General features: G+C 59.0%; 11 protein-coding genes and 3 pseudogenes. 11 read left to right on the top strand and 3 right to left on the bottom strand.

Going from position 1 to position 14,142, the window contains the following annotated elements; all coding sequences use genetic code 11:
• The first annotated feature begins 301 nt into the window (after nt 1-301).
• The 8 genes and pseudogenes from Q8P46_07470 (at nt 302) to Q8P46_07435 (ending at nt 7,780) form a co-directional block, all read left to right on the top strand.
• A pseudogene (locus Q8P46_07470) lies at nt 302-628 on the top strand (transposase).
• A 316-nt stretch (nt 629-944) separates the two neighbouring features.
• Entirely contained in the window at nt 945-2,099 is a 1,155-nt protein-coding gene (locus Q8P46_07465; GenBank protein MDP2620001.1) for an ABC transporter substrate-binding protein, read from the top strand.
• A gap of 37 nt (nt 2,100-2,136) precedes the next feature.
• On the top strand, nt 2,137-2,994 hold the full coding sequence (locus tag Q8P46_07460) for a branched-chain amino acid ABC transporter permease (GenBank protein ID MDP2620000.1): 858 nt from the start codon (nt 2,137-2,139) through the stop codon (nt 2,992-2,994).
• 2 nt (nt 2,995-2,996) lie between these two features.
• Nucleotides 2,997-3,857 carry a branched-chain amino acid ABC transporter permease gene (locus tag Q8P46_07455; protein MDP2619999.1) on the top strand — a complete coding sequence of 287 codons (861 nt, stop codon included), beginning with the start codon at nt 2,997-2,999 and terminating at the stop codon, nt 3,855-3,857.
• Complete coding sequence (locus tag Q8P46_07450) at nt 3,841-4,623, top strand: ABC transporter ATP-binding protein (GenBank protein MDP2619998.1); 783 nt, start codon at nt 3,841-3,843, stop codon at nt 4,621-4,623. The genes Q8P46_07455 and Q8P46_07450 overlap by 17 nt, the downstream gene beginning before the upstream one ends.
• Entirely contained in the window at nt 4,601-5,335 is a 735-nt protein-coding gene (locus tag Q8P46_07445; protein ID MDP2619997.1) for an ABC transporter ATP-binding protein, read from the top strand. The genes Q8P46_07450 and Q8P46_07445 overlap by 23 nt, the downstream gene beginning before the upstream one ends.
• Before the next feature lie 225 nt (nt 5,336-5,560).
• Nucleotides 5,561-6,679: an alcohol dehydrogenase catalytic domain-containing protein gene (locus Q8P46_07440; protein MDP2619996.1), complete on the top strand. Its 1,119-nt coding sequence runs from the start codon at nt 5,561-5,563 to the stop codon at nt 6,677-6,679.
• A gap of 135 nt (nt 6,680-6,814) precedes the next feature.
• A complete protein-coding gene (locus Q8P46_07435) occupies nt 6,815-7,780 on the top strand; it encodes an NAD-dependent epimerase/dehydratase family protein (GenBank protein ID MDP2619995.1) in 966 nt (321 codons plus the stop codon).
• Between the two features lie 131 nt (nt 7,781-7,911).
• On the opposite strand, the pseudogene Q8P46_07430 reads toward Q8P46_07435, so the two are convergent.
• Nucleotides 7,912-9,181 (bottom strand): annotated as a pseudogene (locus tag Q8P46_07430) (IS256 family transposase).
• 242 nt (nt 9,182-9,423) lie between these two features.
• A pseudogene (locus Q8P46_07425) lies at nt 9,424-9,969 on the bottom strand (transposase).
• 238 nt (nt 9,970-10,207) lie between these two features.
• On the opposite strand from Q8P46_07425, the gene Q8P46_07420 reads away from it, so the two are divergent.
• The 3 genes from Q8P46_07420 to Q8P46_07410 all read left to right on the top strand — a co-directional run bounded on the left by Q8P46_07420 (nt 10,208) and on the right by Q8P46_07410 (nt 13,992).
• Complete coding sequence (locus Q8P46_07420) at nt 10,208-11,377, top strand: CaiB/BaiF CoA-transferase family protein (GenBank protein ID MDP2619994.1); 1,170 nt, start codon at nt 10,208-10,210, stop codon at nt 11,375-11,377.
• A 95-nt stretch (nt 11,378-11,472) separates the two neighbouring features.
• Nucleotides 11,473-12,018: a biotin/lipoyl-containing protein gene (locus Q8P46_07415; protein ID MDP2619993.1), complete on the top strand. Its 546-nt coding sequence runs from the start codon at nt 11,473-11,475 to the stop codon at nt 12,016-12,018.
• 606 nt (nt 12,019-12,624) lie between these two features.
• Nucleotides 12,625-13,992, top strand: coding sequence for an acetyl-CoA carboxylase biotin carboxylase subunit (locus Q8P46_07410; protein MDP2619992.1), 1,368 nt, complete (start codon nt 12,625-12,627; stop codon nt 13,990-13,992).
• A 34-nt stretch (nt 13,993-14,026) separates the two neighbouring features.
• Here the strand turns inward: Q8P46_07410 and Q8P46_07405 are convergent.
• Nucleotides 14,027-14,142, bottom strand: a 116-nt coding sequence (locus Q8P46_07405) for an IS5/IS1182 family transposase (protein MDP2619991.1), incomplete at its 5' end; no start/stop codon positions are given.

Here is a 14,142-nt window from a genome sequence, read left to right as displayed (position 1 = left end):
GGCGACGGGCGCTCTCGGTGCGCTTCACCGGCGATGACATCCGCTGGCATCCGCGGCTCTACGCGCCAACCGACCCCAACGCGCCCAAGCTCAGGGCCGGCGACCCCATCGACGGCGAGCGGTATCCGATCGTCTGGGCGGCTTCCTCCTAAAAGGCCGGGCCGTCTGAATTGTCTTTGAAGCGGACCCCGCTGGCGGCGCGCAGATGCTCTCGCGGCCGGAAGCGTGTTTTATAGGCCCTGTGAACCTCCGACCCGAGTGTTAAGGCTTAAACCCATTGAGATAGGGCTTTATATAACGCGCCGGTCTCGTCCTGCCCGTCTGTAATAACGCTGCCATGGACTTGCATCTTGCCGAGATCAGCCAAGTTGTCGCACCTGGCGCCCATGCCGTCGTTCTGCTCGACCAGGCCGGCTGGCATACCAGCAAAAGGCTCGATATCCCCGCCAACATCACGCTCCTGCCCTTGCCGCCGAAGTCCTTCGAGCTCAACCCGATCGAGAATGTCTGGCGGTTCATGCGCGACAACTGGCTCTCAAATCACCTCTTCCAATCCCATAACAAGCTCGCCGACCAGCCATGGAAGATCATGCCCATCGGTGTGCGCCAATGGGCTCATGAGTGTTGATCAATGCAGATTGGTATTACCTCTATGGACGGCTTTCCCGTTGCAATTCGATTTTGAACTGATCCGCCTGGCCCGTTGCGAACAACTATCCGGCGGCACCCGTCAAAGCCGGGAGCGCCCAAAGGGGGAATCCGCGCGCGCTTCGTAGATGACGTTGCGGAGTCGAGTCCGGTCAAGTGAATATGCTTCCCAATGATCGGCAAGAAATTTACTCTCGACGCGGCGATGCCTATACTGAAAACAATAAGGCAGGCCGGCACGCACCGGGCCGAATGACCCAGCGTTGAAAAGTGGCAGCAATTGGGAGGAGACAGCCATGCAACAACTGAAGCCTTGCAACCTCATCGGACGCCGGATTGCCACAGCGATATCCGCCGTCGCGCTGCTGACGTTGGGATTGACTGATACTGGGCGCAGCCAACCGGCCTCAGATACGCCGTACACACTCGGTGTAACCTACCCCCTGAGCGGACCCTTTGGAGCTTGGGGCCAACTGCTGGTTCCGGCGATCCAGATTGCTGCTGACCACATCAATGCAGCCGGTGGCGTCAATGGCCATCCGCTCAAGCTCGTCGTCGAAGACACCAAGGGCAACCCCGAAGGGGCCGTCTCCGCGATGCGCAAGGTCGTACAGGTCGATCAGGTCCCGATGATCTTGACGATCTTCACCAACGTCGTCAGTGCCCAGATTCCGCTCACGGCACAATTCAAGGTTTCGCTGATCAGCCCCGTAGAAGCCCCTGGCTTGGTCGCCAAGAGCCCCTGGGCCTTCGCCCATTCGCCCCTGCTGACCTCCACACTGCCGCTGCTCGCCGAGCACTGGAATAACACCAAGGTCAAGCGTCTATTTGCGTTCTTCCCGAATACGCCGCTTGCGAAATATGCATCTGCTACCACCAAGGCTGAGATAGCGAAGCTCGGCATCGAATACGAGGAAACGCTGTTCAAGCTTGGGGAGACCGACTTCCGTGGTCTGATCACCCGCGCCAAGAGCTTCAATCCCGACGCCATCCTCGTCTACGGGCACGGAACGCCCGACGAAGGCGTGATCATGAAGCAGATCCGGGAGCTCGGCATGGACACGCCCATGTTCAATTCGTGCGCCTGCGTCACGGTGAAGGGCTACCGTGAGGCGGCCGGGAAAGCGGCCGAAGGAGTGATCTTTTCCGGGTTCAAGTATGACCGGAATTCTGCAAAGAAGCTGGTTGACTCCTATCGGGCCAAGCTCGGATTTGACCCGGACTACGCCGCGCTCGAAGTCTACGACATGGTGTTCATGATTGCCGAGGCCATTAACAAGTATGGCTATGATGGCGAGGGCATTCGCAAGGGGCTTTCCGAGATCAAAGACTTTCGCAGCATCGGTGGCGGGCTCGTTAGCATGGACAAGGACGGGCAGACCGTCGTGCCGGTCGCGCTCTACCGCCTCACAGAGGTGACGAAGCCGGAGTTCGTGGAGATACAGCCTTAAGCGAATCAAGCTTTATCCCGCTGGGAATAGATCGAAGATGATGAGCGCACTCCAGGTGCTGGCGATCGGGTTCGGGATCGCTGGCTACTACGCCCTCGTGGCGGTGGGGTTTGCGCTCATCTTCGCGACGCTCCGCATCTTCCATATCGCGCACGGAACCGTCTTCCTCACGGCCGGCTATGCCTTCTTCTTTTTGCACCGGGTCAACGACCTCGATCTGGTGACGAGCGGAATTCTCTCCGTCATTGTTGCCGCGCTCACGGGGCTGGGCATCGACAAGGCCGTCTACCTCCCCGTCATGCGGCGGGGCGGGGGCATGTTCAGCGTCTTCATCGCGTCTCTCGGCGTGGCGCTAGTCTTCGAAGCCGTGTTCCTCGTTTTCACCAAGGGCATCGTTACGGTCGCACGCACCTCCGCCCTCGACATTGTCACGACGGGACCGATTGCGTTCCGGATACTCGACTTCGTTATTGTCGGCATCGTCATCGTGGTCTATGGCCTTCTTTTCCTGTGGCTTCACCGCACGCAGACCGGACTCGAGGTTCGCGGGCTCACCGACAACGGTCCCCTTGCGGCCGTCGTCGGAATGAACGTTGCCCAGACGCGCAACGTCATCTTTCTTGTTGCATCGGCACTGGCAGGGATCGCAGGTGTGTTGACCGCGTATGACTCAGGTCTCACACCGGACACCGGAATACGGACCCTCTTCATCGCGGTCGTGGCCGTAATCCTCGGCGGCGTGCAGAACATCCTCCTCGGCAGCATCGTCGGCAGCATCAGCCTCGGGATACTCACTGCCTACGCCGGCTTCCTCTTTCCGGAATGGGTGACATTTAGCGTGTTCGCGATGATGATCATCCTGATCTTGATCCGCCCCAGGGGGCTGTTCGGCTGACCATGGACCACATCTTCTATCTCGGTACCCTCATGTGCGTCTGGGTGACGGTGAGCCTAGCGGCAAATTTCGTCATCGGCTACACGGGGATGATGGCCATGGGTCAGGCTGTCTATCTCGGATTCGGCGCATATGTTGCCGCGGCCTTAAACATCTATCTCGGAGTCAATTACTTCGTTGCGATGGTGGTGGCGGCACTCGCCAGCGGAGCCGTAGCAGTGCTGACGCTCGTCCCACTCCTTCGGCTCAGCGGCTTCTACTTTGCGCTCGCGACGCTCGGGCTGAACTTTGTCTTCTTCGATCTATACAACAACCTTGGTCCACGGGTTGAGGGCAGCGAGGGGCTCTATGGTCTGATCCTGCCGGCGCTCCTTGCATCACCGCGCCCGCAATTTGTGACAACCCTCCTGATCACGATCGGCTGCATCCTCGCGGCGAACCATCTGGTTAACGCGCCCTTTGGTCGTGCATTACGCGCGACCCGCGATCAGCCGGATGCACTCATTGCCCTCGGCAAGAATCCAACCCACTACCAGATTGTCGTCTGGGGCGTAAGCGGCGCGCTGACCGGGCTTGCCGGAGCCCTTTATGCGGCGACACTCTTATACATCGATCCAACACTTTTCACGTTGAACGCGTCGATCCTCGTGCTTGTCTATGTCGGCGTCGGAGGGCTCGCGAGCAACGCTGGTTCGGTACTCGGTCCGGTGCTTTTGATCACCTTCACGGAGTCGTTCCGTTACTTCGGGCTCCCGAGCGTGCTGGCCGGTCCCATTCAGCAGGGTCTCTATGGCGCGCTGCTAATCGGCCTGATGCTGTTCCGCCGCCAAGGCTTGGTTGGGAAACATGACTTCCAAGAATAGCGAGTTACGCCTTGAAAACCTGGCGATGCATTTCGGCGGGGTTCACGTTTTCGAGAACGTCTCGATGCAGATCCCGCAGGGGCAGGTGACCGCGTGCATTGGTCCCAACGGCGCAGGCAAGACGACGCTGATCAATATCATCTGCGGCGTGCTCACCGCTCCCGAAGGCCGCATATTTCTCGATGACGAGCCACTGCACAGTACACCCCCGCACAAGATGGTGGAGCGTGGCATCTGCCGTACCTTTCAGGACGTGCGGATCTTCCCTTCGCTTACGGCGATCGAGAACGTCCTGATCGCCATCCCGGATCAGCGCGGCGAACGGCCGCATGAACTCTTCCTTCCTGGGCGAGGAGTTGGCGCCGAGGAGCGGCGGCATCGCCAAGAAGCCAGCGCACTTCTCGCCATGGTGGCCATGGAGAATGTGGCCGATCGGCCCGCCGGTGAGCTGCCGTTTGGCCAGCAGAAGCTGCTGTCGCTGGTGCGAGCGGTTGCGACGGACGCCCGCATTCTCCTGCTCGACGAGCCGGCGGCCGGAGTCGAGATGGAACTCATTCCGCGAATCACAACGCTCGTTCGCCGCCTCGTGACGGAGGAAGGTCGTGGCGCGCTTCTGGTCGAGCACAATGTTGACGTTGTGCGTGAGATCGCCGACCAGGTCGTCGTTCTGCAGGGTGGCGGTGTGATCGCTTCCGGTGCCTGCGATCAGGTGTTGAGCGACGAGCGAGTTATCAAGGAATACCTTGGGCGGCTATACAATGCTTGAGGTATGCGAGCTACGCAGCGGCTACGGCAGTTTCCAGGCCCTTGACCGTGTGGATCTGCGGGTTGACGAAGGCCAGATCGTCAGCCTGCTTGGTCACAATGGGGCGGGGAAGTCGACCCTGCTCAAGGCAGTGTTTGGTCTGCTTCCGGTCCGTGGCGGCACGGTGATCTTCGCTGGCGCCGACATGACCCACTCGCGTCCGTTTGAAAAGGCAGCGCGCGGAATGCGGTTCGTGCCGCAGGAGGGCAACGTCTTCCCAAACCTTTCGGTCGAGGACAATCTCCGGCTGGGGGCGCTGAAGCTCCCCGGCGACCGTGCGGCCCTGACCTCACGCATCGACGAAGTCTACGACACATTCCAGATCCTGCGCGAGCGGCGCGCATCGCGTGCCCGCGTGCTGAGCGGTGGCGAGCGACAAATGCTGGCAATCAGCATCGCGCTGATGACCGCGCCAAGGCTCTTGCTGCTGGACGAGCCCTCTTCTGGCCTTGCGCCGATGGCGGTGCATCACCTGTTTGAAATGATTCTCCAGATCCGAGATCGTCTCGGCACGACAGTGCTGTTGGTTGAGCAGAACGTCAACGAAGCTCTCCGCGTTGCCGAGCAGGCCTATGTTCTGGAAGAGGGGCAGGTTGTGTTTCACGGGTCGAGCGACGAAAAGGACCAAATCGTCCGCAAGCTCTGGCGCCTCGCGGGCAAACAGTCACAATAACTGACGCGAGCAATCTCCCAGAGCGGTCCCTTCTTGGTCCGCCGAAGCCGGGCAAACCGGCCGCTTCAGCGGGGGCTCGTTGCGCCACCGTTTTCATTACCCTACCATCTGGCTGCCCGCATCACTCGGCTGTAAACCACCGGCACCGCCGGTGTTCGCTCCAGTTGTCGCCGCGTGGCAGGCAACATAACCATTAGGGCCCAGAAAGACAGGAAGGATATTTCTATGGCAGGTGCTCAGGCCGCGGTGCTTACGAAACCCGAGACTTTCGAATTCAGGGAGTTGCCGTTGCCCGAGACCACAGCGCGTGATGGGCTGTTGGCCGTCGAGGCGAATGGCCTCTGCGGCACGGATTACGAGCAGTTCCGAGGACATTTAGCTATAGGACAGTTCGGGCGCATGCCTATCATACCTGGGCACGAGATCGTCGGACGGATTGCGCGTATAGGTAGGGAGGCGTCCAGCGCCTGGGGCGTAGTGGAGGGCGATAGGGTTTGCGTCAAGGCTACTCTCCCTTGCGGCCATTGCAGCGAATGTCGCAACGGCGCGTCGCGGCGTTGCAAGCGCGGCATGGGCTACGGATTGTTTTTGACCACCGACGTGGCACCAGGCCTCTGGGGCGGTTATGCGACGCACATGTATCTTCACCCGGACAGCGAAGTGCATCGCGTCCCTGACGACATCGATAGCGACGTGATGACTCTTTTCAATCCGCTATCGGGGGTGGTTCGTTGGTTGTACGAAGTGCCGAACCTTCGATACGGCGAAAACGTCGTTATTCTGGGGCCCGGCCAGCGTGGCATTTTGGCTGCGCTGACGGCGGCCGAAGTGGGGGCGTCGAATGTGATCGTGACCGGTCTCGCTCAGGATCGGGCCCGTCTTGACATGGCAAGGCGCTTGGGGGCGACCGCGACCATCGATGTCTCCGAGGAGGATGCAGTGGAACGCGTGCGCGAGCTCACGGGCGGGCGTATGGCCGACGTGGTGCTTGACATGTCAGCCGGTGATCCGCGTCCAATCGTCGATGCCGTCGAGATGGCGCAGCCAGGCGGGCGCATCGTTCTGGCTGGGCTGAAGAGCGGCCAGCCGATCGAGGGCTTGGTGACCGACAGGATTGTCGTCAAGGAACTGCAATTGTTCGGCGTTCTGAGTTCAACGACGAGCGCGCTTGAGCGCTCGCTGGACATCCTGGAAAGGCGGAAAATCGACCTGAAGCCCCTTTGCACACATGTTTATCCGCTCGAGCGGGTGGAACACGCGGTTCGCGTTCTCGGCCGCGAGGTCGAGGACGGCCCACCGGTCATGCACGTGAACCTCGCGATGGATGTGGGTGGGGCCGGATAAGCGCCATAACGGCGGCGCTTGCCGGGGCGCTCAAAGGCGGCGTAAAGCAAACCGAAGGGCTCAGAAGCACGCTTTTATATCCAAAGCCTTTCTTGGCCAGAATGTTTTGACGACGCACACGAAGGAGGCTTAGGGATGCAGGTTCTCGTCACGGGCGGCGTTGGAGTAATCGGCGCGTGGGTGACACGCAAGCTGGTGGAACGTGGCCTGCGTCCGGTGGTCCTGGACCTGCGTCCCGACTTTTCGCTTGTGCCGGATCTCGAAGGCCAACTCGATTTTGTCTCCGCAGACATCACCGATCTCGACGCCGTGACCCGCTTGCTGAAAGAACGTGGCATCGACCGGATTGCTCACCTAGCGGTCTATATGGCTCCGGACATGGACGAGCAGCCTTTCCGCGCTTTTTCCATAAATGCCCAGGGCACCGTCAGCATGCTGGAAGCGGCGCAACGCACTGGCGTCACCCGCTTCGTCTATGCAAGCTCGCGTGCCGTCTACGGTGAGACGCCGCACGGCGTCGGGGAACCAGGCTATCAGCCGCTCGGAGAGGAACACCCAAAGCACCCGATCAAAGCATATGACGTTTGCAAGCTTACCGGCGAGCATATGGGGCAGGTTTACAGAAACGCTTTCGGGCTGGAATTCGCAGCGCTCCGTTTCGCCGGAATTTACGGGCCGGGCAAGCAGGCGCGACACGGAAAGTTTTCGCTCCGCAGCCGCCTGGTAGAAGATCCCTTTGCTGGTAAGCCCGTCCGCATACCAGGCGGTGGCGACCAGCTTGACGACATGATCTATGTGGACGATGCGGCCGAGGGCATCGTTCTGGCAACGCTCGCCGACCGTTTGCCTCACGCCGCATACAACATCGCGAGCGGCAGGGGCCAGACATTGCAGGACTTTGCCGCAGCGGTCCGCGCTGCGATTCCCGGCGCCGACATCGAGATCGGCCCGGGCTCAAATCCTCTCGGGTCCGACGTTCATTATTATGCGATCTACGACATCACAAGAGCCCGCGAAGACCTCGGCTTTGAGCCGCGCTTCGATCTCACCGCCGGCATACGCGACTACGTGAAGAAACTGCAGCGGTTGCGGCTCGCTTGAGGCACATCATCCTCCAGGCAAACATCAACTGTCCGGCTCGTCGGTCGACTTGCCAGCCTAACCTGTTGATATTCCATCTCCCACAGCAGTGCGCCTCACGAGCTATGCGGGATTTTGAGTGACGGGCGCGGTCAGGCGGCGCGCTGATCTGGCGTCTCGGTGACCTTGACGCCGTCCTTGAAGGTGACGCCGGTGATCACCTTCGGCAACTGATTTTCGCCTTTCAGCCTGCGCCACGTCTTTGACGCGGCCATGGTCAGCTTGAAGACCATCAACTTTGCGGTCTTCTGCGACAGCGAGCCCTTGGTCCGCACCGTGCGATTGCGAACCGTCGCGAACACGCTTTCGATCGGGTTCGACGTGCGCAGTTGATCCCAATGCTCGGCGGGGAAGTCGTAGAAGGTCAGCAAGGCGTCCCGGTCCTTGGTCAGACACGCGACCGCCTTGTCATACTTGGCGCCGTATTTCTCGGCGAAGGCGTCAAGCGCAGCCGTCGCGGTCGCCCGGTCGGGCGCGCGGCTGATCTCGCGAAGATCGTCCTTCACCTGAGGCGCCATTGGATTTCGGCATTTTGTTCAGGACGTTCAGCGTCTTGTGTTGCCAGCATCGCTGATGGCGGGTCTCGGGAAAGACCTGCTCCATCGCTTTCCAGAAACCCAGCGCACCATCGCCGACGGCGATCCGTGGCGCGACCGACAGACCTCTGGCCTTCAGGTCGATGAGCAACTCCCGCCAGCTCTGCGTGCTCTCGCGGGTTCCGACCTGGAAGCCGATGAGCTCTCTCTTGCCCTCGGGCGTCGCGCCGATGACGACCAGCATGCATTCGGCCGTCGGCTCCATGCGCGCCTGGAGATAGACGCCGTCCGCCCAGACATAAACGTAGCGACGCGCCGACAGCTCGCGGTGCCGCCAGCTATCATATTCTGCCTCCCAGCTCGCGGTCAGCCGCGCGATGACGGCCGGCGACAGGTTCGGCGCGTTCTTGCCGAGCAAAGCGGCGAGCGCCTCCCAGAAGTCTCCCGTCGAGATCCCGCGCAGATACAGAACCGGCAGCAGGGCGTCGAGGCTCTTCGACCGCCGCGCCCAGCGGGGCAGGATCGCCGAGGAGAAGCGGACCCTCTCACCACTCGGTACGTCGGCCCGGTCGCGCACCTTGACGCGCCGGACCTCGACGGCGCCGACCCCGGTCTGGACCTTGCGCGCGGGACCGAAGCCGTGCCTCACGATCCGTTGGCGACCGTCGCGCAGACGATCATCTTCAAACGAAGCGACGAAGGCCTCGGCCTCCGCCTTCAGCGCCTCGGCGAGCATCCGCCGCGCGCCCTCGCGGGCCAAATCGGTCAGCAGATCATCAATGGTGTCGCCCTGGTGAAACGGGAAAACTTTGGTATTCTCTGTCATGGCGTACCGCTCCTTCGGGAGGTTCTGGCAGACTCAGCATCCGCCACGACACGCCGTCTTCCTCACGCAGCCATCACCCAGGTTCCCGCATAGCTCGCGCCTCACCAACGAAATAGCACACCCGTGACGGTAGACGATCCGGAACTTTTCGGAATGGCGGCGCAGTGATTGCAAGCCTGACAAGTGCGACTACGCTCAATCGCTTGCGAATTGTATAAGTGGACACACCCAAGAACTCGGGTAGAATCCAACACTTGGTACCCGCGATTGACGGCAGAGATGATTTTTTTCGGATCGGCTGTCCGGATTGGATTTTGGGGTTCCGGTTGCTTTCGGCTACGAAGCGGTTGGTGCTGACCTGGAGATCGACGATGGAGCGAGACCTCGCGTTTCAGGCTACGTTTCGACAGCTTGGCGAAGATGCCCTCGACCGCATTCAACAACAAGCATGAGGTCGGCGCAGAGTGGAAGGTAAAGCGCAGAAGCTGGGTGAGCCAGGCCATGACCTCTGGGCGCTTGTGGGTGCGGAAGTTGTCAAGAATGACATAAATGACCCTGCCGACGAGAATCTCCGCATTGATGGGGTTCAGGAAGCCGATGAAGTCATGATGGCGATGACATTGCGGGCAGTGCCCGATCACTTTCGCTTCGGGCTCGTTGACGGCGGCGAACAGCGTCATCCTGCCGTGCCGTTTGCAGTTGTGGATCATGGCCCCGTTGCCGCCCTTCTTCAGCTGCGGTCCGGGCTGGGTGCGGTCGAGTTCCTGGATCTGCGACTTCTCGGCGACTACCGCTCACATTTGTGTCCTGCCATCGCTTACAACGTGCGCCGGGCAACGAGCCACATGTGGCGGCCTGCGAAAAGTCTGTGATGAGTTAGCGGTTTGGACATTTAGACGAGCCAATCTGACCTATCTGGCCGGAGGAAATGGCCTCATCCAAGCAGCGAAATGCTTACGCAAGTTGACTCGAGGACGAACGAAGACCGAGTTCAGATATCTCCGGGGGTTATTTTCGATGGGTGGAATGTTGTCAGGGCTCAAAGTTCTCGAGATGGCCAATGTGATCAGTGGGCCATATGGGGCAATGTTGTTGGGCGATTTGGGCGCTGAGGTTATAAAGGTCGAAATGCCAGGCGCCGGTGACCCGTTTCGTAAATGGGCTGGAGGCGGCGAGGGTATTCGCCCATCCTTTGCGGCCTTTAACCGCGGTAAGAAAAGCGTGACAATTAATGTGAAATCTAACCGCGGGCGGGAAGCTTATCTTCGCTTGGCCTCCAAGGTCGACGTGGTGATTGATAATTTCCGGCCAGGCACACTCGACGGTTTTGGCGTCGGCTACGATGAGATCTACAAGACAAACCCGACTGTCATCTATTGCGCCGCCACAGGGATGGGTCCGACCGGTCCGTACCGCGATCGACCAACCTACGATGCAATCGCACAGGCCATGAGTGGGCTGTGGAGTCAGCTGACCGATATGCAAGACCCTGAGCCCGTCGGCCCGCCCATGTCCGACCAACTCACAGGGCTATTCGCGGCATACGGGATCTTGGGCTCGCTGGTTTCCCGCTCCCTATCCGGCAAGGGTCGCAAAATCGATGTAAGCATGTTAAGCGCAAGCGTAGCGTTCCAGCCGTTGGCCATAGCGGAATATTTATTGTCAGGCGTGATCCCAGATAAGACTTCACGGCCTCATGCGTCTCAGTCCTATGCATTCGTCGCGTCCGATGGGCTGCCTTTCGCAATTCATCTCTCGTCGCCGCCGAAATTCTGGCGAAGTCTGTTAAAGGCAGTGAATCGCCCTGATCTGGCGGAGGATCCCCGATTTCTTGACAAGGCTGACCGTGTCAGGAATTACGGCGTTCTTCGGCAAGAGTTATCGAAACTGTTCAGCACACGGCCGCGACGCGAATGGCTTGACGTTCTCGGCGCATCCGACGTACCTGCCGGCCCGATTCTGAACATCGCCGAAGCATTGAGTGATCCTCAGGTTGAGTCCCTGAACATGGTGAAGACGTTTGGGAAAGGCCACCGTGCTCTGCCACTCGCCGCATGCGCTGTCGGGTACGATGACTCAATTGATGAAGCGGAACGCCCGGTCCCCTTGCTTGGCGAACATACGGTGCAGGTTCTGAGTGAGCTCGGATATGAGGAGAGTGAGATTCATCGCATGAAGGACGATGGGGCGATTTAACAGGACAAAGAAGAACTTTGGTGTGATCGATAAATAAAATACGGCTCCAACTTGGGTATCCTTTGTGCCCTTACGTGTTCGGAGGGTTGAGTGGGATGAACTTGACGGATGATGACGTTCTCAAGATCTTGAAGTTATTTGAGGAGTCTCACTTCGACACGCTGCAATTGGAATATGGCGATCTCAAATTAGCTGTCAGTAAGGGCGGGTACGCTTCCGGGGGATTTGTACCTGGGCACCCCGAGCCTTTGGCAGCATCGTCGCCTTCGCCGCCAGCAGGGGAAACGCAAAAAGCCACGAACCAGACCTCTGTGAAGAAGGAAGCTCCGGCTTCGAAAGAATCGACGACCGAGGCCGCGGGGGAAGAGGGGTTGGTCGCCATCAAAGCGCCGATGGTTGGTACATTTTACGTCGCTCCGGAACCTGGTGCGAAGGCCTTCGTGAGTGTTGGCGCCAATGTACATGATGATACTACCGTTGGGCTCATCGAGGTGATGAAAGTTTTTACAGCAGTGAACGCCGCCGTTACAGGAAGAGTCATGAAATGTCTCGTAGAAGATTCGCAATTCGTTGAATTTGGCCAGACAATATTCCTAGTACGACCTAGTGGATCGACTTCAGCAGATGTTTCCTGCGATTGACTTGCTCGATGATGGCGCCGGGACTCCCACCTGAAGGGCATGAATACTCTAGGCGCGTTGACAAGGTGGAACTGGCGACTTGATCGATCAAACACGTATCCGACCTTTTCGCAGGGTTTGGCCCGGCGCAAATGGGTTTGGATCGCCCCATGCCTTCATCAACACTCTTTGTCTTGCTCCGGAATCCTGGCGACTCTAGCAGACTGCTGAAGAATTGCGATGGAAATCGATACGGCGTCCTCTCGCCCCTGTGGGGAGAGCGACAAGGTGAGGGCGAACATGCGTAACTTATTGAAACTCCTTACCCTCTCACCCGCCCGTCTTCGCTTGGCTGCGGCGGGCAATCTCGGCTCGGGTCCGGGGCAGGCTCTCTCCCCTCCGAGGAGAGGTGCTTGCGGCGGCCAAAATCGACGTTTTTCAGCAGCCTGCCAGTTGGAGAATCCTGCTTAGGCTTCGTGCTCGCACACAACCTCGCACCGCGAGAACGTCTGGATTTCAGGACACCAATCCAGGCGTTCCTCTTCGAGCTTCGCATCGACGCCAGAGTATCATTCGCTCAAAGTGTTGCACGTCGCGTCTGAATCCACCAATGGGGAAGCCCAACAAATGAGTATTTCGCGCGTGTTCGTTGCCAACAGAGGCGAAATCGCGGTTCGAGTCATCCGCGCCTGTCGGGCAATGGATATAGAAACCGTCGTTGCGGTATCGGAGGCAGATCGGCAAACCATGGCAGCTAGACTCGCGGACCGCGTTGTCTGCATTGGTCCGGCACTGACAAGAGATAGTTATCTCAATGCCAGGGCAATCATAACAGCGGCCCTTGCAACCAAGTCAGATGCCATTCATCCGGGGTACGGGTTCCTTTCGGAAGACGCAAGTTTTGCCACATTGTGCGGAGAGCACGGTCTCATCTTCATCGGACCGAGTGCCAAGAACATACAGCAGATGGGAAATAAACTCGATGCGCGGGCGTTGGCCCGCCAGTTTGGCGTGCCCTTGGCCGAGGGGTCGGCCAAAATCAATAAATTTCAGGACGCCGGCAGCATTGCCGAGGATATTGGCTACCCAGTGCTCCTCAAAGCTGCCGCCGGCGGTGGCGGGCGGGGGATCCGCATCGTTCGAGATAAGAGCGGGCTGCGATCGGCTTTTGAAAATGCGTCTGCGGAGGCGATGGCAGCCTTTGGTGACAACTCGCTCTACTTGGAGCGCTACGTTGAAAACGCGAGGCACATTGAGGTGCAGATTCTCGCCGATTCTCTTGGCAACGTCGTACACCTCGGAGAACGAGACTGCTCCCTACAGCGTCGCCATCAAAAAATGATTGAGGAGGCGCCGGCCTTCGGTCTGTCTGATTCCTTGCGGAAAGAGATCCAGCAAGCTGCCGTGACATTGGCTAAGAATATTGGTTATGTCAGTGCTGGTACTGTTGAGTTCATTATGGATATGGACCAGAATCTCTTCTATTTTCTTGAGATGAATACACGAGTGCAGGTTGAGCATCCGGTGACTGAGGAAATCACCGGCATAGATATCGTTGCAGCCCAGTTACGTATTGCAAGCGGTGAAGCGCATGGATTATCCCAGGAGGATGTCGTGTTTTCGGGTTGTGCTATTGAGTGCCGTATTAACGCGGAGTCGGCGCTGCATGCGTTTCGACCGTCGCCAGGCAAGATAACGAAGTGGGTGTCACCGCAAGGTGTCGGAGTCCGATTCGATACGCACTGTTTTGAAGGCTATGCCGTTCCACCGTTTTATGATTCATTACTCGGGAAGCTCATCTTTCATGGCGTAAATAGGGACGCCGCTTTAGAGGGCATGCAGCGTGCACTCGAAGAGTTCGAGGTGGAAGGCGTCGAAACTACTGCGCCTTTCCTCAAATATGTCATGGCACAGCCAGACTACAAGAAATGTTCTGTAAATACTCGGTGGCTGGAACGGGCCGCCGAGGCGTTCATGAGCGAGCAACCGAATTAGTCTCCCGGTCCTGAGAGTCCGTTTGAGAATTGCATCAATGGCCGATCCTTCGCAGCAGCAGGCTTCCCATGGCGACGTGGATCATGGCTTCGGAGACGTCGATGCGCTGCTCGTAGTCGCGCACGAGGCGACGCCAGCGGGTCATCCAGC

This window comes from Hyphomicrobiales bacterium, from assembly GCA_030688605.1.
Lineage (GTDB): Bacteria > Pseudomonadota > Alphaproteobacteria > Rhizobiales > NORP267 > JAUYJB01.
This window is presented reverse-complemented; position numbering and strand designations above follow the sequence as displayed.